The organism is Citrobacter sp. RHB35-C21, assembly GCF_013816515.1.
GTDB classification, from domain to species: domain Bacteria; phylum Pseudomonadota; class Gammaproteobacteria; order Enterobacterales; family Enterobacteriaceae; genus Citrobacter; species Citrobacter braakii.
Genome location: NZ_CP057147.1, coordinates 5,113,969 through 5,134,442, shown reverse-complemented (window position 1 = coordinate 5,134,442; position 20,474 = coordinate 5,113,969). Strand labels below are relative to the sequence as shown.

At 51.1% G+C, this 20,474-nt stretch carries 19 protein-coding genes; 3 read left to right on the top strand and 16 right to left on the bottom strand.

Annotated elements, in window-relative coordinates; translation table 11 throughout:
• Positions 1–54 precede the first annotated feature (54 nt).
• The 14 genes from glmU to asnC all read right to left on the bottom strand — a co-directional run bounded on the left by glmU (position 55) and on the right by asnC (position 13,567).
• On the bottom strand, positions 55–1,425 hold the full coding sequence (glmU, locus tag HVZ39_RS24790) for a bifunctional UDP-N-acetylglucosamine diphosphorylase/glucosamine-1-phosphate N-acetyltransferase GlmU (RefSeq protein WP_181633079.1): 1,371 nt from the start codon (positions 1,423–1,425) through the stop codon (positions 55–57).
• Positions 1,426–2,082: 657 nt separating this feature from the next.
• Entirely contained in the window at positions 2,083–2,502 is a 420-nt protein-coding gene (locus HVZ39_RS24785; RefSeq protein ID WP_003023809.1) for a F0F1 ATP synthase subunit epsilon, read from the bottom strand.
• A gap of 20 nt (positions 2,503–2,522) precedes the next feature.
• The gene (atpD, locus tag HVZ39_RS24780) at positions 2,523–3,905 is read right to left on the bottom strand and encodes a F0F1 ATP synthase subunit beta (RefSeq protein WP_003023806.1); all 1,383 of its coding nucleotides are present in this window, start codon (positions 3,903–3,905) and stop codon (positions 2,523–2,525) included.
• Between the two features lie 26 nt (positions 3,906–3,931).
• Positions 3,932–4,795: a F0F1 ATP synthase subunit gamma gene (atpG, locus tag HVZ39_RS24775; protein ID WP_016155083.1), complete on the bottom strand. Its 864-nt coding sequence runs from the start codon at positions 4,793–4,795 to the stop codon at positions 3,932–3,934.
• Between the two features lie 50 nt (positions 4,796–4,845).
• Positions 4,846–6,387, bottom strand: coding sequence for a F0F1 ATP synthase subunit alpha (gene atpA, locus HVZ39_RS24770; RefSeq protein WP_003023802.1), 1,542 nt, complete (start codon positions 6,385–6,387; stop codon positions 4,846–4,848).
• 12 nt (positions 6,388–6,399) lie between these two features.
• Positions 6,400–6,933, bottom strand: coding sequence for a F0F1 ATP synthase subunit delta (gene atpH, locus HVZ39_RS24765; RefSeq protein WP_006687767.1), 534 nt, complete (start codon positions 6,931–6,933; stop codon positions 6,400–6,402).
• 14 nt (positions 6,934–6,947) lie between these two features.
• Positions 6,948–7,418 carry a F0F1 ATP synthase subunit B gene (gene atpF / locus HVZ39_RS24760; protein ID WP_003827022.1) on the bottom strand — a complete coding sequence of 157 codons (471 nt, stop codon included), beginning with the start codon at positions 7,416–7,418 and terminating at the stop codon, positions 6,948–6,950.
• Positions 7,419–7,477: 59 nt separating this feature from the next.
• Positions 7,478–7,717: a F0F1 ATP synthase subunit C gene (atpE, locus tag HVZ39_RS24755; protein WP_003023794.1), complete on the bottom strand. Its 240-nt coding sequence runs from the start codon at positions 7,715–7,717 to the stop codon at positions 7,478–7,480.
• Positions 7,718–7,763: 46 nt separating this feature from the next.
• Positions 7,764–8,579: a F0F1 ATP synthase subunit A gene (atpB, locus tag HVZ39_RS24750; RefSeq protein ID WP_003023792.1), complete on the bottom strand. Its 816-nt coding sequence runs from the start codon at positions 8,577–8,579 to the stop codon at positions 7,764–7,766.
• 7 nt (positions 8,580–8,586) lie between these two features.
• Positions 8,587–8,967 (bottom strand): F0F1 ATP synthase subunit I, encoded by a 381-nt coding sequence (gene atpI / locus HVZ39_RS24745; RefSeq protein ID WP_181633078.1) that lies wholly within the window; start codon positions 8,965–8,967, stop codon positions 8,587–8,589.
• 614 nt (positions 8,968–9,581) lie between these two features.
• Entirely contained in the window at positions 9,582–10,205 is a 624-nt protein-coding gene (gene rsmG, locus HVZ39_RS24740; protein ID WP_019077993.1) for a 16S rRNA (guanine(527)-N(7))-methyltransferase RsmG, read from the bottom strand.
• Positions 10,206–10,308: 103 nt separating this feature from the next.
• Complete coding sequence (gene mnmG / locus HVZ39_RS24735) at positions 10,309–12,198, bottom strand: tRNA uridine-5-carboxymethylaminomethyl(34) synthesis enzyme MnmG (protein ID WP_016155085.1); 1,890 nt, start codon at positions 12,196–12,198, stop codon at positions 10,309–10,311.
• Between the two features lie 372 nt (positions 12,199–12,570).
• On the bottom strand, positions 12,571–13,020 hold the full coding sequence (gene mioC, locus HVZ39_RS24730; RefSeq protein WP_181633077.1) for an FMN-binding protein MioC: 450 nt from the start codon (positions 13,018–13,020) through the stop codon (positions 12,571–12,573).
• Between the two features lie 88 nt (positions 13,021–13,108).
• The gene (gene asnC / locus HVZ39_RS24725) at positions 13,109–13,567 is read right to left on the bottom strand and encodes a transcriptional regulator AsnC (protein WP_003023780.1); all 459 of its coding nucleotides are present in this window, start codon (positions 13,565–13,567) and stop codon (positions 13,109–13,111) included.
• Positions 13,568–13,718: 151 nt separating this feature from the next.
• On the opposite strand from asnC, the gene asnA reads away from it, so the two are divergent.
• Entirely contained in the window at positions 13,719–14,711 is a 993-nt protein-coding gene (gene asnA / locus HVZ39_RS24720) for an aspartate--ammonia ligase (protein ID WP_181633076.1), read from the top strand.
• Between the two features lie 3 nt (positions 14,712–14,714).
• Here the strand turns inward: asnA and viaA are convergent, their stop codons facing one another.
• Together viaA and ravA are read right to left on the bottom strand one after the other, a co-directional pair.
• The gene (gene viaA / locus HVZ39_RS24715; protein ID WP_181633075.1) at positions 14,715–16,166 is read right to left on the bottom strand and encodes an ATPase RavA stimulator ViaA; all 1,452 of its coding nucleotides are present in this window, start codon (positions 16,164–16,166) and stop codon (positions 14,715–14,717) included.
• A complete protein-coding gene (ravA, locus tag HVZ39_RS24710) occupies positions 16,160–17,656 on the bottom strand; it encodes an ATPase RavA (RefSeq protein WP_181633074.1) in 1,497 nt (498 codons plus the stop codon). The genes viaA and ravA overlap by 7 nt, the downstream gene beginning before the upstream one ends.
• Before the next feature lie 330 nt (positions 17,657–17,986).
• Between ravA and kup the strand changes: the two genes are divergently transcribed.
• Positions 17,987–19,855, top strand: coding sequence for a low affinity potassium transporter Kup (kup, locus tag HVZ39_RS24705; protein ID WP_003023768.1), 1,869 nt, complete (start codon positions 17,987–17,989; stop codon positions 19,853–19,855).
• 192 nt (positions 19,856–20,047) lie between these two features.
• On the top strand, positions 20,048–20,467 hold the full coding sequence (gene rbsD / locus HVZ39_RS24700) for a D-ribose pyranase (RefSeq protein ID WP_016155090.1): 420 nt from the start codon (positions 20,048–20,050) through the stop codon (positions 20,465–20,467).
• Positions 20,468–20,474: the final 7 nt, after the last annotated feature.

Below are 20,474 nucleotides of genomic sequence, written 5' to 3'. Positions count from 1 at the left end.
TTATCAGGCCTACAGAACGTCACCGCACGTAGGCCGCCATCCGGCAAAAATCACTTACTTCTTCTTCACCGGACGCTGCCAGCCCTGTTTATGGACCTGAGGTACACGGCTTAATACCAGTTCGTTATCGGCGACATTACGCGTTACGGTGGTTCCGGCGGCAATCGTCGCACCTTTACCCACGGTGACAGGCGCCACCAACTGAGTATCAGAACCCACAAACACATCATCACCAATAATGGTTTTAAACTTATTGGCACCATCGTAGTTGCAGGTAATCGTACCCGCGCCGATATTCACGTTATCGCCGATTTCCGCATCGCCCAGATAGGTCAGATGACCGGCTTTAGAACCTTTACCCAGACGCGCTTTTTTCATTTCGACGAAGTTACCCACGTGCGCGCCTTCCTGCAGCTCAGCACCCGGGCGCAGACGCGCGAATGGACCGATGGTGCAAGCGGCTTCCAGATGGGCATCTTCCACCACACTGTATGGGCTAAGCTCACAACCTTCACCAATCACGCTGTTTTTGATGATACAGCCAGCACCAATCTTGACGCGATCCCCAACGGTTACGTTACCTTCAATGATAACGTTAGTATCAATTTCAACATCGCGCCCGTGAATAAGCGTACCGCGAAGATCAAAACGTGCAGGATCGCGCAGCATCACGCCCGCCAACAACAGTTTCTCTGCTTGCTCAGACTGATAAACACGCTCCAGACGGGATAACTGAAGACGGTTATTCACCCCTTCCGTTTCGCTAATACGTGCCGGATGTACCGCAGCAATTTCGCGTCCTTCCTGATACGCCATCGCAATGATATCGGTGATGTAGTATTCACCCTGCGCATTGTTATTGGTGAGTTTGGACAGCCAGCGCTTCATATCAGCACCATTGGAAATCAGAATACCGGTGTTGATTTCCTGGATTTGGCGCTGCTCGTCAGTTGCATCTTTATGCTCGACGATACCGGTAACGTTACCGTTCTCACGCGTAATACGCCCATAGCCGGATGGATCATCCAGTTTTACCGTTAACAGGCCGATGCCGCCCTGCGGTTTAGCATCACGCAGGCTACGTAAGGTATCGGTAGAGATCAGCGGCACATCGCCATAGAGCATTAAAATGTCTTCGTCATCACCAAAGAATGGCGCTGCCTGCTGCATTGCATGGCCGGTCCCCAACTGCTCTGCCTGCAGAATCCAGTTTAGATTGCCATCTTTCAGCGTCTGCTTAAGCAAATCACCACCGTGCCCGTAGACCAGATGTACGTGAGTCGCACCTAATTCATTAGCGGCATCAATGACATGCTGAACCATCGGCTTTCCTGCGAGGGTATGCAGCACTTTAGGGAGATCGGAATACATACGCGTGCCTTTGCCTGCGGCAAGGATCACGACGCTCATAGCATTATTCAACATACACGTCCTGACTGTAATTTGAGAACGAATTTATACCGTTTCACATTGAAAATACTACATTTTTTTCATCGTGAAATGGACCGAAAATAAAACGTTCAATCGGGAAAATTTCCCCTCTGATAACACTCTATTTTCGTCTATTTCGGCGTCTTTTGTCTCCCAAAACCAGGAGTCTGCTCTTATTAAAGCCTTAGGTTAATGTTTTTGCTATTTTTTTACTGCATGAATAAAGAGTTACAAAAGAAAAGTACAATATTATTAATGTGATCAGCTAGAAGCAGAAAAATACTGTTTTAAAAGGGAAGAGGACAAACGATCAAGCGGAGGAGTGGGATTTAATAACAGCTGGCGCGTGCTGATAACCGTATGAAGCATCGCGCCACAGAGCAGGTCGGGAAGACTAAACTTCCATGCTGCTGAAAAGGGCGATGATTTTATTAATCAGTTTCATGTTGGTATCCTGTTTTTATCTGAGTTAATTATGTGACACACATCACACAAAAAAGAGTCTACGCCTCATTTTTTAACCGATCAATATTTTTGTGACACAAATCACAAAAATATAAAACAGCTTTTTAGTTCCACTTTCACTGAAACAAAACCATAAAAAAAGCCAGCCTGGCAACCAGACTGGCTTTTGTGCTTTTCAAGCCGGTGTTACATCGCTTTTTTGGTCAACTCGATAACGCGCAGTTTCGCGATCGCTTTGGCCAGTTCCGCAGATGCCTGAGCGTAATCCACGTCACCATGAGAGCTCTTAATGTGCTCTTCAGCCTTACGCTTCGCTTCCAGGGCTCTCGCTTCATCGAGATCCTGTCCGCGAATCGCGGTATCAGCCAGAACGGTCACGCTGCCAGGCTGCACTTCGAGAATGCCGCCGGACAGATAGATAAACTCTTCATGACCGAACTGTTTAACGATGCGGATCATACCAGGCTTAATGGCGGTGAGCAGCGGTGCGTGACCCGGGAAAATACCCAGTTCACCTTCACTACCCGTTACCTGGATTTTTTCGACCAGACCAGAGAACATTTGCTGCTCTGCGCTGACGACGTCCAGGTGGTAAGTCATTGCCATATCACCCTCCGATTAAGGCGTTAAAGTTTTTTGGCTTTTTCCACGGCTTCGTCGATAGAACCAACCATGTAGAACGCCTGCTCTGGCAGGTGGTCGTATTCGCCTTCCATGATGCCTTTAAAGCCACGGATGGTGTCTTTCAGGGATACGTATTTACCCGGAGAACCGGTGAATACTTCCGCAACGAAGAACGGCTGGGACAGGAAGCGCTGAATTTTACGTGCGCGTGCTACCACCAGTTTGTCTTCTTCAGACAGTTCATCCATACCCAGGATGGCGATGATGTCTTTCAGTTCCTGATAACGCTGCAGCAGAGACTGTACGCCACGCGCGGTGTCGTAGTGTTCCTGACCAACAACCAGCGGATCCAGCTGACGGCTGGTGGAGTCCAGCGGGTCAACTGCCGGGTAGATACCCAGAGAGGCGATCTGACGGCTCAGTACCACGGTTGCATCTAAGTGAGCAAAGGTGGTTGCTGGGGATGGGTCAGTCAAGTCATCCGCAGGTACGTATACCGCCTGAACGGAGGTGATAGAACCGGTTTTGGTAGAGGTGATACGTTCCTGAAGAACACCCATCTCTTCCGCCAGGGTCGGCTGGTAGCCTACCGCTGATGGCATACGACCCAGCAGTGCGGATACTTCTGTACCGGCCAGGGTGTAACGATAGATGTTATCAACGAACAGCAGAACGTCACGACCTTCGTCACGGAACTTCTCTGCCATGGTCAGACCGGTCAGAGCAACGCGCAGACGGTTTCCCGGCGGCTCATTCATCTGGCCATATACCAGGGATACTTTGTCCAGAACGTTGGAGTCAGTCATTTCGTGGTAGAAGTCGTTACCCTCACGAGTACGTTCACCCACGCCCGCAAACACGGAGTAACCGGAGTGTTCGATCGCGATGTTACGGATCAGCTCCATCATGTTTACGGTTTTACCTACACCCGCACCACCGAACAGACCAACTTTACCGCCCTTAGCGAACGGACACATCAGGTCGATAACTTTAATGCCGGTTTCCAGCAGTTCCTGAGAGCTGGACAGCTCTTCATAGGAAGGTGCCGCGCGGTGGATAGCCCAACGCTCTTCTTCACCGATATCGCCTTTCATGTCGATCGGGTGACCCAGGACGTTCATGATACGACCCAGAGTTGCTTTACCTACCGGGACTTCGATCGGGTGCTCGAGATCTTTAACTTCCAGACCACGACGCAGACCGTCGGAAGAACCCATGGCGATGGTACGTACGATACCGCCGCCGAGCTGCTGCTGAACTTCCAGCACCAGGCTCTCTTTACCATTCATAACCTCAAGAGCATCGTACACGCGCGGTACGGCATCCTGAGGGAATTCGACGTCAACCACGGCGCCGATTACCTGGACAATTTTTCCAGTAGCCATCTTGAATCCTCTACGAATTAACCTGGTTATACCGCGGATGCACCACCGACGATTTCGGTGAGTTCCTGAGTAATGCTGGCCTGACGAGCTTTGTTGTATACCAACTGCAGCTCTTTAATCAGGCTGCCGCCATTGTCGGTCGCGGCTTTCATCGCCACCATACGTGCGGCCTGCTCGCTGGCCAGGTTTTCTACCACGCCCTGATAAACCTGAGACTCGACATAACGACGCAGCAGGGTATCCAGCAGCGCTTTCGGGTCTGGCTCATACAGGTAATCCCAGGATTTACGCTTCAATTCATCATCATCTGATGCCGGCAGAGGCAGCAGTTGGGTGATGGTTGGCGTCTGAGACATGGTGTTAATAAATTTGTTGCTGACAACGTACAGTCTGTCCAGACGACCTTCATCGTAGGCCTGCAGCATCACTTTAACCGGACCGATCAGTTCGGACAGGGAAGGGTTATCCCCCATACCGGTTACCTGAGCAATCACATTACCGCCAACGGAGTTAAAGAAAGACACGCCCTTAGAGCCGATCATTGCGATATCGCACTGAACGCCTTTATCGGACCATGCTTTCATATCCGCCAGCAGCTTTTTGAACAGGTTAATGTTCAAGCCACCGCACAGACCACGGTCGGTCGACACCACCAGGTAGCCCACGCGCTTAACGTCGCGTTCTTCCAGGTAAGGGTGCTTATATTCCAGATTACCATTCGCAAGGTGACCAATCACTTTGCGCATGGTCTCTGCATAAGGACGGCTGGCCGCCATGCGATCCTGCGATTTACGCATTTTGGAAGCGGCGACCATCTCCATCGCTTTAGTGATCTTCTGCGTGTTCTGGACGCTTGCGATCTTACTACGTATCTCTTTTGCGCCGGCCATGAGCTTCTCCTCAATGCCTTGCGGTCCGCCCTAAAGCAGACCGCCAGACGTTACCAGGACTGGGTTGCCTTGAAGGAATCGAGGATAGCTTTCAGCTTACCTTCGATTTCATCGTTATAGCCACCGGACTGGTTGATCTCTTGCATCAGCGGAGCGTGGTCACGGTCAACGTAAGCCAGCAGAGCGGCTTCGAAGCTACCGATTTTCGCCAGTTCCACATCTTCGAGGTAACCGCGTTCAGCCGCAAACAGCACCACACCCTGCTGTGCTACAGACATTGGGGCGTACTGTTTCTGCTTCAGCAGTTCAGTTACTTTCTGACCGTGGCTCAGCTGCTTACGAGTAGCTTCGTCCAGGTCGGAAGCGAACTGAGAAAACGCTGCCAGTTCACGATACTGCGCCAGTGCGGTACGAATACCACCGGACAGTTTCTTGATGATCTTGGTCTGCGCTGCGCCACCTACACGAGATACGGAGATACCCGGGTTAACTGCCGGACGAATACCGGAGTTGAACAGGTTGGTTTCCAGGAAGATCTGACCATCTGTAATGGAAATTACGTTGGTCGGAACGAACGCAGAAACGTCACCCGCCTGGGTTTCGATAATCGGCAGAGCGGTCAGGGAGCCGGTTTTACCTTTAACTTCACCATTGGTGAACTTCTCAACGTATTCCGCGTTTACGCGGGATGCGCGCTCCAGCAGACGGGAGTGGAGGTAAAATACGTCGCCCGGGAATGCTTCACGTCCTGGTGGACGACGGAGCAGCAGGGAAACCTGACGGTAAGCAACAGCCTGTTTAGACAGGTCATCGTAAACGATCAGCGCGTCTTCACCGCGGTCACGGAAGTATTCGCCCATTGCGCAACCGGCATATGGCGCCAGGTATTGCAGAGCAGCAGATTCAGACGCGGTCGCCACAACAACGATGGTGTTGGACAGTGCGCCGTGTTCTTCCAGTTTACGAACCACGTTAGAAATGGTGGACGCTTTCTGGCCGATAGCCACGTACACACATTTGATACCGGAATCACGCTGGTTGATGATGGCGTCGATTGCCATCGCGGTTTTACCTGTCTGACGGTCACCGATGATCAGCTCACGCTGGCCACGACCGATTGGGATCATGGCATCAACAGATTTATAACCTGTCTGTACTGGCTGGTCGACGGACTGACGTTCGATTACGCCTGGTGCGATAACTTCGATTGGCGAGAAGCCATCGTTATCAACCGGACCTTTACCGTCAATTGGGGAACCCAGAGTGTTCACCACACGACCCAGCAGGCCACGGCCAACCGGAACTTCCAGAATACGACCCGTACACTTAACCTTCATGCCTTCGGCGAGGTCAGCGTATGGACCCATCACAACGGCACCTACGGAGTCGCGCTCCAGGTTCAGTGCGATAGCGTAACGGTTACCCGGCAGGGAAATCATCTCACCCTGCATACAATCGGCCAGGCCGTGAATGCGGATAACACCGTCACTTACAGAAACAATAGTACCTTCGTTGTGAGCTTCGCTCACAACATTGAACTGAGCAATGCGCTGCTTGATCAGTTCGCTGATTTCGGTGGAATTCAGTTGCATGCTCCAGTCCCCTTAAGACTGCAAGACGTCTGCAAGGCGCTCAAGACGGCCGCGTACGCTGCCATCAATGACCATATCACCCGCTCGGATGATTACGCCAGCCATTACAGACTTATCGATTTTGCAATTCAGCTTAACTTTGCGTGACAGACGTTTTTCCATCGCTGCACTAATCTTCGTAAGCTGTTCATCACTCAGTGCATTGGCAGAAGTGACTTCTACCTCAGAGATAGCCTCACTGGCTGCACGCAGATGAATAAACTGCTCAAGAACATCCGGGAGCGCATTCAGACGGTTATTTTCAGCCATTACCCTAATCAGGTTTTGGCCGCTTTCGTCCAGCTGCTCACCGCACACGGCGATAAACGACTCAGCGAGCGTTTCCGGCGCCAGCGCGCCAGAGAGAAGCTCTGCCATTTGTTCGTTTTTCGTCACCTCAGCGGCAAACGTCAGCATATCCTGCCAACGGTCAACGCTTTGGTGCTCAACGGCAAAGTCAAAAGCTGCTTTGGCGTAGGGGCGAGCTACCGTAATAAATTCAGACATCAGCCCCTCCCTCCTTACAGTTCAGCGACAAGTTTGTCCACGATGTCGCTATTAGCAGCTTCATCCACGGAACGTTCGATGATCTTCTCGGCGCCAGCAACAGCCAGGATAGCAACTTGCTTACGCAGTTCTTCGCGAGCACGTTTACGCTCGGCGTCAATTTCCGCCTGCGCCTGTGCCACGATTTTAGTACGTTCCTGCTCTGCTTCAGTTTTAGCTTCGTCCAGGATCTGAGCACGGCGTTTGTTCGCCTGCTCGATGATTACCTGAGCTTCCGCCTTCGCTTTTTTCAGCTGGTCGGTCGCGCTGGCCTTTGCAAGGTCAAGATCCTTATGTGCTCGTTCTGCAGAAGCAAGGCCGTCAGCAATTTCTTTTTGACGTTTTTCGATGGCAGCCATTAAAGGCGGCCATACGTACTTCATGCAGAACAGAACGAACAGGACAAACGCGATGGCCTGGCCGAGGATTGTTGCGTTAAGATTCACAGCACAATGCCTCTATCTAGTTAACGTTCTGATATTGCTCTTAATTCAAGCAACGCTTACTACGCGACAGCAAACATCACGTACAGACCCAGACCTACAGCGATCATTGGGATTGCATCCACCAGACCCATAACGATAAAGAACTGAGTACGCAGCAGAGGAATCAGATCCGGTTGACGCGCTGCGCCTTCCAGGAATTTACCCCCGAGGATGCCGATACCGATCGCAGCACCGATTGCCGCCAGACCCATCATCACAGCGGCAGCAATGTACAGCAGATCCATATTCAGGTTTTCCATGACAGTCTCCAGTTTGTTTCAGTTAAAACGTAGTAGTGTTGGTAAATTAATGCTCTTCAGATGCCATCGACAGATAGACAATCGTCAGAACCATAAATATGAAGGCTTGCAGCGTGATAATCAGTATGTGGAAAATGGCCCATGGCACATTCAGGATCCACTGTGACCACCACGGCAACAGACCAGCAATCAGAATGAAAATCAGCTCACCGGCATACATGTTGCCGAACAGTCGCAGACCAAGAGAAATTGGTTTGGACAGCAGGCTTACCCCTTCAAGGATTAAGTTGACAGGGATGAACGCCCAGTGATTGAACGGCTGCAGCGTCAACTCTTTCGCGAAGCCGCCGATGCCTTTCATTTTGATGCTGTAGAACAGAATGAGGATAAATACGCCCAGCGCCATCGACAGGGTGATGTTCACGTCAGCAGACGGAACCACACGCAGAGCCGGCAGGCCAAAGATATGCTCACCGATGTACGGCAGCAGGTCGATAGGCAGTAAATCCATCAAGTTCATCAGGAATACCCAGACGAAAATCGTCAGGGCCAGCGGAGCAATCAGCTTGCTTTTGCCATGGTACATGTCTTTCACGCTACCATGCACAAAGCCGATTACCAGCTCAATCGCGGTCTGAAATTTACCTGGTACGCCGCTGGTCGCCTTTTTAGCTACGCTACGGAACATAAGCAGGAACAACAGACCCAGAACCACCGAGAAGAAAATGGAGTCAATATTGAGCGTCCAGAAGGTGGCTGGGGGGTTGTGCGGATCCACCAGCGAGAATGTACGTAGGTCCAACTGAAGGTTATTCAGATGGTGTCCTATGTAATCCTGCGGCGTCATATTTTCTGAAGCCATGATGCCTTTACCCTTTGTTGTTAATTACAGCCGGCGCCAGTATCTGAACCACCAGCACCAAAACCCACGTAACGATCAGCGGCATGAATACCGCTTTCAAAACAGCCAACGCCACCACCAGCAAAACCAGCATAGCTAACACCTTGAAGGCTTCGCCGAAGGCGAACGTCCAGGCTACTCGGCCTTTAGCTGGTGTATGCGCCAGGTGACGCCAGGCAAATATCATAAACAACACATTAGGCAGTAACACTGCCAATCCACCGCACAATGCGGAGATGCCCCAGAAAGGGTCTTTGAGGCTAAACAGCAATCCACTTGCTATTACCGCCAGAAACTGTGTGAGCAAAAGCTTACGAGCAACGTTTCGACTCAAGAGCGACATAGACATCACGTTTTTACTCCTGCTCCCTTCGAGGTATGCCGCGTGTCGTATAAAACGTTCTTTATGGCTTAGAGTCAAGCATCAAAAAGCGGTCAAATTATACGGTGCGCCTTCGTGATTTCAAACAATAAGTAGCTAAAAAGTGAATAAATGTTTAAATATTTTTCGCTACCCCACATTTATCACTTTTAAGCAAACTGTGAACGATCATGCAAAACTGCAAATGCCGCGTAAATACTGGCGGCAAAGCGTGCACCAGATCACATATTGAACATATTCACCTTCGCATAATTTATTTACGTGGCAAATGATGCCTTTTCATCTTTTTGATATTTAAGCGTAAAAATAGCCACTATTTCAAAAACAACAGCTAACAACAAAAAAACCACGCATTGACATTTATAATAAAAAATTAACACAACGGGTGGTTCTTACGTTCTATTTTTAGCAGACTGATATTTTCACAGCTGACTTGTTTCGCTTTTAACAAAAAACGGTACGTTATAGTTATGATACAAAACCGTAAGGCGCTAGTGAATTGTAACGACATTTAACCACACTATTCCCTATGACTTTTAACACCTGAATAGCCGTTTTTTTTCTATTTTTTTTGATAAAAATTAAATTTTGTTTGGCTTAATAACCACCAGATGACGTTCACCATCCAGTTGCGGAACGCGTAATTTTTCGACCGACTCGACGCTGAATTCTGCAGGCAACGAAGCAATTTCGTCTTCTGGCAACAGCCCTTTTAGAGCATAAAAACGCCCATCCTGGCCAGGCAAATGATGGCACCAACTCACCATATCAGTAAGTGACGCGAACGCACGGCTAATGACCCCATCGAACGGCGGCTCTGAAGGGAATTCTTCAACGCGACTTTGCACAGGAGTGATGTTAGTAAGCGCAAGCTCATGCTGCACCTGACGCAAGAAACGGACGCGTTTTCCCAGACTATCCAGCAGTGTGAAATGCGCTTCTGGGCGCACGATAGAGAGAGGAATACCCGGCAGGCCCGGTCCCGTACCCACGTCGATAAAACGCTCCCCCTTCAGATACGGCGCGACGACAATACTGTCCAGAATATGGCGCACCAGCATTTCGTTGGGATCCCGTACCGACGTCAAGTTGTACGCTTTGTTCCATTTGTGCAGCATATCGACATACGCAATCAGCTGATTTTTCTGGTGATCGGTAAGAGAAATACCAGCATCAGCCAGCAGACGAGAGAGTTTGTTGAGCACGGTCGTTACCTGTTCATAATCAATTTCCCGATGCGCTATAGCTTATCGGAACTACAAATTTGTAGGGCGGGCAGGCGAAGCACCCGCCGCCAAAATAGTGTTATCAAGCGCTGCGGCGCAGCATACCTTGTTTCTTCAGCCATACCAGCAGAATGGAGATGGCGGCAGGCGTAACGCCAGAAATACGCGATGCCTGGCCGATCGATACCGGTTTGTGATCGTTCAGCTTGGCGATAACTTCATTCGACAAGCCTGAGACCTGACGATAATCCAGCGTTGCAGGCAACAGGGTGTTCTCATTACGCTGTTGTCTTTCGATTTCTTCCTGCTGACGGGCGATATACCCTTCGTATTTCACCTGAATCTCAACCTGTTCCGCGGCCTGAGCATCGTCGAGCGCTGGTGCGAACGCAGATAAAGAGGTCAACTGAGCATAGGTCATATCCGGGCGGCGCAGGAGATCTTCACCGCTGGCTTCACGTGACAAAGGCGTAGCCAGGTGAGCATTCACTTCTGCTGCAGATTCCGCTAACGGATTTACCCAGGTTGATTTGAGACGCTGACGTTCCTGTTCGATACGCTCCAGCTTCTCGTTGAAACGAGCCCAGCGCTCGTCGTCCACCAGACCCAGTTCACGACCAATTTCGGTCAGACGCAGGTCGGCGTTATCTTCGCGCAGCATCAAACGGTATTCTGCGCGTGAGGTGAACATACGGTACGGTTCTTTGGTGCCAAGCGTACACAGATCGTCCACCAGTACACCAAGATAAGCCTGATCGCGACGCGGTGCCCAACCGTCTTTCTCAGCAGACAAGCGTGCGGCGTTCAGACCTGCTAGCATCCCTTGCGCGGCAGCTTCTTCGTAACCGGTAGTACCGTTAATCTGGCCCGCAAAGAACAGACCTTGGATGAATTTGCTTTCCAGAGTGGGTTTCAGGTCGCGCGGATCGAAGAAATCATACTCAATCGCGTAGCCAGGACGGACGATTCTGGCATTTTCCATTCCCTGCATAGAGCGGACAATTTGCATCTGCACATCGAACGGCAAGCTGGTGGAGATACCATTCGGATAAATTTCATTAGACGTCAGTCCTTCCGGTTCGAGGAAGATCTGATGCTGATTACGATCGGCAAAGCGCATCACTTTGTCTTCGATCGACGGGCAGTAGCGCGGACCGATACCTTCGATCACGCCTGCGTACATCGGGCTACGATCGAGGTTATTGCGGATCACGTCATGGGTTCTCTCATTGGTATGCGTGATGTAACACGGCATCTGACGCGGATGTTGAGAAGCATCGCCCAGGAATGAGAAGACCGGCATCGGGTTATCGCTGTTTTGTTGGCCGAGCACGCTGAAATCAATAGTGCGTGCATCGATACGCGGCGGCGTACCGGTTTTCAGGCGGCTGACGCGTAACGGCAGTTCACGCAGACGGCGTGACAGCGGGATAGACGGCGGATCGCCAGCACGGCCGCCGCTGTAGTTGTCCAGACCAATATGAATTTTGCCGTCAAGAAAAGTCCCTACGGTTAACACAACCGCTTTGGCACGGAACTTCAGTCCCATTTGGGTCACTGCACCCACAACACGATCGTTTTCAACAATCAGATCTTCAACCGCCTGTTGGAAGATCATCAGATTGGGTTGATTCTCGAGTGCGGTGCGTACAGCCTGGCGATAGAGCACACGGTCGGCCTGAGCTCGGGTAGCACGAACGGCTGGCCCTTTGCTGGCGTTTAGTATCCTAAACTGGATACCTGCATGGTCGATCGCTTTTGCCATCAACCCACCAAGCGCATCCACTTCTTTTACCAGGTGTCCCTTCCCAATACCGCCGATCGCCGGGTTGCAGCTCATCTGTCCCAGAGTGTCGATATTGTGTGTCAAAAGCAGAGTCTGTTGACCCATTCGCGCCGCGGCCATTGCGGCCTCGGTGCCTGCATGACCCCCGCCAATGATGATGACGTCAAAAGGATCCTGATAAAACATGGTAATTGCCTCGCATAACGCGGTGTGAAAGTGGATTGAAGCCCGGGCCGTGGATTCTACTCAACTTTAGTCGATCGAGAAAGCCCTGGGATCCTGGGTATTAAAAAGAAGATCTTTTTATTTAGAGATCTGTTTTATTGTGATCTCTTATTAGGATCGCAACTTTCTGTGGATAAGGGCGATCCTTTGAATAAGATCAACAGGTTGTTGAGGATCATTAGCTGTGAATGATCGGTGATCCTGGCCCGTATAAGCTGGGAGCAGAATGAAGGGTTATACACAACTCAAAAACTGAACAACGGTTGTTCTTGGGATAACTACCGGTTGATCCAAGCTTTTAACCAGAGTTATCCACATAAAAAAGTACGATCTTTACAAATCTCTGAGCAATGGATGCCAGGATCCCAGCCAAATTTCAGCCGGATCTTCCGGAATTTCATGTTCCAGTACGTTGATCCTGAGCGTTTCGCCGATCTGTTTTGCCCCGCAGGCTTTCAGTTCGGCTTCCAGCTTGTCGATTGCGCCGCAAAAGGTGTCATACTCACGACTGCCGATCCCGATTGCACCAAAGTGCACTTGTGAAAGGTCCGGTTTTTGCTCGCATAAGGCATCATATAAAGGCTGCAGGTTGTCAGGAATGTCTCCCGCACCGTGTGTGGAGCTAATAATCAGCCAGATCCCATTCGTCGGGACCTCTTCAAGCGTTGGCCCATGCAGTATTTCGCTGGAAAAACCCGCGTCGTCCAGTTTTTCAGCCAGATGCTCTGCTACATATTCCGCACTGCCAAGCGTGCTGCCGCTGATAAGAGTGATTTCTGCCATGATCGCCCACCTTTATAAAGAGGGCGTATTGTACGCTGTGAGCGAGCTGGGATCTACCTGTGGAAAAATAGGGGATTAAAAAAAGCGATCATGGCTTGATGGTACGCATGATCGGGTTTTGCAGGACGATCAGGGTCTCCGTGGACTGAATTTCATCAATTGTTTGGATCTTGTTGATAAGTACCTGCTGTAACGCGTCGATCGACTTGCACATCACCTTTATAAAGATGCTGTAGTGCCCGGTGGTGTAATACGCTTCGGTCACCTCATCGAGGCTTTCCAGTCTGGCCAACGCTGACGGATAGTCTTTCGCACTTTTCAGGATGATGCCGATAAAGCAGCCGACGTCATAGCCCAACTGTTTGGGACTAACATCAATCCGTGCGCCGGTAATAATCCCGGCCTGCTTCATCTTCTCTACGCGAACGTGAATTGTCCCCGGGCTAACGCCGAACTGTTTGGCCAATTCGGCATAGGCCGTTCGGGCATTTTCCATCAGGGCGTCAAGAATGCCGCGGTCCAGATTGTCGATCTGATAATTTTCCATAGGTTTTTCTTATGTAGATTAATGATTCCCTCTATTTTAGACGTTAATTTTAACGAATCAAAATCGAAGACGGCTTTTTGTTTGTTGATTATTGAATATTACCTACATTCTGTTGCTTAATCATAGGCAACAGGACACAGGAGTACACATAATGAAAACCGCTTACATTGCCAAACAACGTCAAATTAGCTTCGTAAAATCTCATTTTTCTCGTCAGCTGGAAGAGCGTTTAGGTCTGATCGAAGTTCAGGCTCCGATCCTCAGCCGCGTAGGAGATGGCACGCAAGATAACTTGTCGGGCTGTGAAAAAGCGGTGCAGGTGAAGGTTAAAGCATTGCCAGACGCTCAATTCGAAGTGGTTCATTCACTGGCGAAGTGGAAGCGTCAAACATTAGGACAACACGACTTTAGCGCAGGCGAAGGGCTGTACACGCATATGAAGGCCCTGCGTCCTGATGAAGATCGCCTTTCCCCGCTGCACTCCGTGTATGTTGACCAGTGGGACTGGGAGCGCGTGATGGGCGACGGCGAGCGTCAATTCTCCACTCTGAAAAGCACGGTAGAGGCTATCTGGGCGGGAATTAAGGCTACTGAAGCTTCGGTGAGCAAAGAGTTTGGTCTGGCACCGTTCCTGCCAGAGCAGATCCACTTTGTTCATAGCCAGGAACTGTTATCTCGTTATCCTGGTCTTGACGCAAAAGGTCGTGAACGTGCGATCGCTAAAGAGCTGGGCGCGGTATTCCTGGTGGGGATCGGCGGCAAGCTCAGCGACGGTCACCGCCATGATGTACGTGCGCCGGATTATGATGACTGGAGTTCAGCGTCCGAGCTGGGTCACGCCGGTCTGAACGGTGATATTCTGGTCTGGAACCCGGTACTGGAAGATGCGTTTGAGCTGTCTTCTATGGGGATCCGTGTGGATGCTGACGCTCTGAAACATCAGCTGTCTCTGACCGGAGATGAAGATCGTCTGAGTCTGGAATGGCACCAGGCGCTGCTGCGCGGTGAAATGCCACAGACGATTGGTGGAGGAATTGGGCAGTCGCGTCTGACCATGCTGTTGCTGCAATTACCACACATTGGTCAGGTTCAGTGTGGCGTATGGCCGGCACAGGTACGTGAAAGCGTCGCCTCTCTGTTGTAAGAATTAACGCCGCCAGCGTCTGAGCAGGCGGCTTCGCATCCCGGTATCAAAGCGCCAGATATGATCGAAAATGCGCATGATACCGGGTTTACCATGTGCTGACATCGCCACCGCGTGAAAACGGTGTTGGTGCACCCGCTGTAATTCCCCCACTTTGCTGACAACCTCATCGGGCAATCGCTGAGCGATAAAATCTGAGATCACCACCGCATCAGCATCAAACCATTCCCGACCCTGCATGCGCTCAGTAATGGCGCGAAAACAGCTGGCAATATCGGTACCGCCGCGAAAGCGCTGACTTAAAAAACGGATCGCCTGTTCGATGCCCTCCGGGCCGGATAGCTCATAGCGCACTACTTCTGTTGAAAACAGCATGATGAAACAGCGTCGGTTATCGGCAAGGGCGACGCGCATTAGCGCCAGGCAAAAGGCTTTCGCACACTGCTCATTAAAGCCGCCCATCGATCCCGAAGTATCAACGCAGACGATAAACGGTCCGCGCGGTTGCTCGTCAAAATCCTGATGCACCACAGGGCGTTCCGTGACTTTCTCACGCCATGCTTCGCCGTGCAGGCGATAGGTCAACAGCTGCTTTTCCACCAGTCGTCGGTAGAACTCGTATTCCAGTTCGGTAATGCCCAGCGTGGCCAGTTCCGGCGGCAGCAGGCGCAGGATATCGTCGCTTTGCTGGATGCCATCTACTTGCTCCGGGACGGTTGCCGGTTCGCGCACCAGGGTACGGAAGGTTTCCATTGGCGCATCTTTTCGCGGTACGGATTTCGCTTCTCTGGAACGTCCTAACTGCTCAGCCAGACGCTGGAGTTCAGGTTGTTGCGTCAGGAATTCGCCATATTTCACCATCAACTGATAATCACCGCGCTTGATTTGACCTGCGCTCATATCCCACAACCGGCCTGCGGCGTTGTCATTTTCTGCCAGTACGGGTTCCAGTTGCCCGCTAAGGGTCATCCGTTCCTGTACTTCACTGAGCAAATGCTCGCGCTCTTCTTCCAGCAGTTGCTGATTCAGCGTTGTGGTTTGCACCACCAGGCTGAGGCGCCAGCGCTGGAGAAAAAGCGTATGTAGGGCAGGCGTAAACGCGCTGTTGTCATTGACCAACTGCTGCGCTTGTCCGGCCCATGGCGAATGGAGGTGGTGCAATAGCGACAATATTTGCGGTAGCTGGACGATAAACTGCGCATGAGAGAGGAGCTGGCTTTGTTGATAGCATATAACCTCTTCCGCTAACTCCGGCGGTACATGGGTATCTTTGAGGCGGCTACGCAAAGATTCACGCCAGCGGGGAATATCGTCAGTGATCGCTTTTTTAAGGCGAGGGAATTTGTTAAAAAATACCACCATCTTTGGAGAAGTCAGCAGGGCGACGATCATCTCTTCGATCATCGCTTCTTCACTGACTGCCAGCATGATGTTGAGTGTATCAAGGGTCAGCATTGTTGCGCCTGGCGGATTTGCGCCCCGACATCCTGCAGGCTGGCCTCAATGCGGCCTAACCAGTCGCTATGAATAAACAGACATTTTTGCTGCTCGCTAAATGCGCTGTGCTGCTGATGCCACTCGTTATCGAGCGCTTCAAGCTCCTGTTTTATTTCAGCGGGCATACTCTCTTGTGATGTACCGGGCAATGCCAGACGAGAGCCTTGTAAGCTGACGTCGCGTACAACCAGGTGCTGCGCGCTATCCACTTCCATGTTCAGCGTCTGGGCAAAACCGATGCCGTTTAATTTTCCGCGGATCTCACCACCTTTGGTTAACCACAGTTCCAGCGCGCTACGTTCGAAAGCAATATGGATTACTTCCATATCATGCAGCTTTAAGGGCTTTTGCAGTAGTAATGTCACGACGGATGACGTGGCCTCCGGCGGTAAATCATAATGAGGACGACGGCTGAACATGCCGCCCTGACGGATCACGGTGAATGCTGTTTTATCGCTTTGCTGCTGCTGGAGCTGAATGCGGCGCTGCACAATACTGGCCAGACGGGTCAGCATGGCTTGCTGTTGCCATGCGTGTCCGGTCATCAATATTTCCAGCTGCTGCTGCATCAGATTCAGACTTTGTGCGTCGTACCACAGGCAGTCTTTCAGCAGGATCAGGTCGATGGGAACTACCGCATCACGTCCGCTAAAGAAGGCGCTGGCCTGGAGCAAGCGAATGGCTTTTTTCCAGCGACGATCGGACACATAGGGGGCATTCGGTAGCGTGTCCAACTGCTGGCGCAGCATGAAAATAAGCTCAAACACGCGATCGGGAAGCGTGATGGCGCCAATGTCCTTTTGCCACTGGTAATATTCTTCATCCGTTACCTGTAACGATGCCGGGACCGGATTGTCGCTTTCATCCTGCTGACTTAACAGCATCGAGCGGAAGTTGGCCTTGTCCTGGACTTTATCCAGCCACAGACGAATCAGCATACGGTCGTACAGCGCTTCCAGGCTGCTGTCTGCTTCAGGCAGTTCGTTGGAGGCTGCCACCAGCAGGCGCATCGGGATTTTCTCTTCATGCGCGCCGTTGCGGAAGTGGCGTTCGTTGATGGCGGTCAGCAGGGTGTTAAGAATCGCCGGTCCCGCCTTCCAGATTTCATCGAGAAAGACGATTTCAGCTTCAGGGAGATAGCCTGCCGTTAAGCGTTCATAGCGACCTTCGTCTTTTAACGCCTGAATGGACAGCGGGCCGAAAACCTCTTCCGGCGTAGAGAAGCGCGTCATCAGATATTCGAAGGCGCGAGCATTTTGAAAGGCAAATTTCAGTCTGCGGGCAATTAAGCTTTTCGCGATCCCGGGAGGACCTAATAAGAAAACGCTCTCGCCGCTAAGCGCAGCCAGCAGACACAGACGAATGGCGTGGCTACGTTCATAAAGTCCCTTTTCCAGCGCATTGCTCAGACGGGAAATTCTTTCCGCTAATAAATGTGGGTGAGCCATAATGAAGTGGCGTCCTTTCGCCAAATGTACTGCATAAACAGCGAGTATAGATGCTTCACACCAGTGCAGTAATAGACTGAAGGTGCGCTTATTTTTCTTTGAGCCAGATTAATCTGGTCTCATTTAGGGGTACGATTTTGCGATTAATCGTGCATACTGTGCGCCTTTTTGTGGGCCAAGGGACGACGCACACATTTCTTATATATACACCAAATCAATCAAGCTGCACCAAGGCGGCAATGGAGTTTTCTTCTGGGATGGGGGGAATAACGAATGCAGCCCACGCGGAGGTGGCTTGAAAGATGATGTGTATAAACGAAAGACGAGTCTATGAGCACTGATAATAAACAATCATTGTCTGCGATTACCCTTGCGGCCATTGGGGTTGTCTACGGTGATATTGGTACCAGCCCACTTTATACGCTTCGTGAATGTTTGTCCGGCCAGTTTGGTTTTGGCGTTGAACGTGACGCCGTATTTGGCTTTCTCTCGCTGATTTTCTGGCTGCTGATCTTTGTTGTCTCCATTAAATACCTGACGTTTGTCATGCGCGCGGATAACGCCGGAGAAGGCGGGATCCTGACGCTGATGTCATTGGCCGGGCGTAATACTTCAGCACGAACAACCTCCATGCTGGTGATTATGGGGTTGATTGGCGGCAGCTTCTTCTATGGAGAAGTGGTGATAACGCCTGCTATCTCGGTAATGTCGGCGATTGAAGGTCTGGAGATCATTGCTCCGCAACTGGATACCTGGATTGTTCCGCTCTCGATAATCGTACTGACCCTGCTGTTTTTGATTCAAAAACACGGTACCGGCATGGTCGGTAAGCTGTTTGCGCCGATTATGCTGTTGTGGTTCCTGACGCTGGCGGTGTTAGGCGTGCGCAGTATTATTGGCAATCCGGAAGTGCTGCAGGCGCTCAATCCGTATTGGGCGGTGCATTTCTTCCTCGAATTCAAAACGTTGTCCTTTATTGCGCTGGGTGCGGTGGTGTTGTCGATTACCGGTGTTGAAGCGCTGTATGCGGATATGGGCCACTTCGGTAAGTTGCCGATTCGCCTGGCATGGTTCTCCGTGGTATTGCCTTCGCTGGTACTGAACTATTTTGGTCAGGGGGCGTTGCTGTTAAAGCATCCTGAAGCGATTAAAAACCCGTTCTTCCTGCTGGCGCCGGACTGGGCGCTGATACCGCTCCTGATCCTCGCCGCGCTGGCAACGGTTATCGCTTCACAGGCGGTTATCTCCGGCGTCTTCTCACTGACGCGTCAGGCCGTGCGTCTGGGGTATTTATCGCCGATGCGTATCATCCATACCTCGGAAATGGAATCGGGCCAGATCTACATTCCTTTCGTTAACTGGATGCTCTATTTTGCAGTGGTTATTGTGATTGTGAGCTTTGAACACTCCAGCAATCTGGCTGCGGCGTACGGGATTGCGGTGACGGGGACGATGGTGCTGACCTCAATTCTGTCGACCACCGTGGCGCGCAAAAACTGGCACTGGAATAAATACTTCGTCTTCCTGATCCTGGTGGCGTTCTTGTGCGTCGATGTTCCGCTGTTCTCCGCGAACCTCGATAAACTGATTTCCGGCGGTTGGCTGCCTCTGACGCTGGGTCTGGTGATGTTCACCATCATGACCACCTGGAAAAGCGAGCGTTTCCGTCTGCTGCGTCGCATGCATGAGCACGGCAACTCTCTGGAGGCGATGATTGCCTCTCTGGAGAAATCACCACCGGTACGCGTGCCGGGAACGGCGGTGTACATGTCTCGTGCATTGAACGTCATCCCGTTTGCGCTACTGCATAACCTCAAACATAACAAGGTCCTGCATGAACGCGTTATTCTGCTGACGCTGCGCACGGAAGATGCGCCATATGTTCACAATGTGCGTAGGGTGCAGATTGAGCAGTTATCGCCCACCTTCTGGCGCGTGGTGGCCAGCTACGGTTGGCGCGAAACGCCGAACGTTGAAGAAGTGTTCCATCGCTGCGGTCTGGAGGGCTTAAGCTGTCGGATGATGGAAACCTCGTTCTTCATGTCGCACGAGTCGTTGATTGTTGGCAAACGACCATGGTATCTGCGTTTGCGCGGCAAGCTGTATCTGCTACTACAACGCAATGCGCTGCGCGCCCCGGACCAGTTTGAAATCCCACCGAACCGGGTTATTGAGCTCGGTACTCAGGTCGAGATTTAATCTCATCGACGCCCTCTTTCATCGCGAAAGGGGGCGTTTTGTTTTGTCCCTCCCAGTTTTCATTTCATCGAATGATAATCCTTGCGAAACGTTTCGATGACGATCACATTTTCGTAACTTCGCGGTGGTTTTATCTCCACTCTTCGCTCTACACTTATCTTCAGCGAAACGTTTCGCTAGTGGGGAAAGAAAATGAAGAAAGGCACGGTACTCAACTCTGAAATTTCATCGGTGATCTCCCGTCTGGGGCATACCGATACGCTGGTGGTGTGTGATGCAGGTTTACCCATCCCGAATAGCACAACGCGTATCGATATGGCATTAACCCAGGGCGTACCTTCTTTTATGCAGGTACTGGATGTGGTGACACGTGAAATGCAGGTCGAGGCAGCCATTCTCGCGACGGAAATTAAACAACATAATCCGCAACTCCACGAAACGTTGCTCAGCCACATTGAGCAACTGCAACAACACCAGGGAAACACCATAGAAATTCGTTACACCACGCATGAACAATTCAAAAAACAAACCGCAGACAGTCAGGCGGTAATTCGCAGCGGAGAGTGTTCTCCGTATGCGAATATCATTCTCTGTGCTGGCGTCACGTTCTGAGGCCATC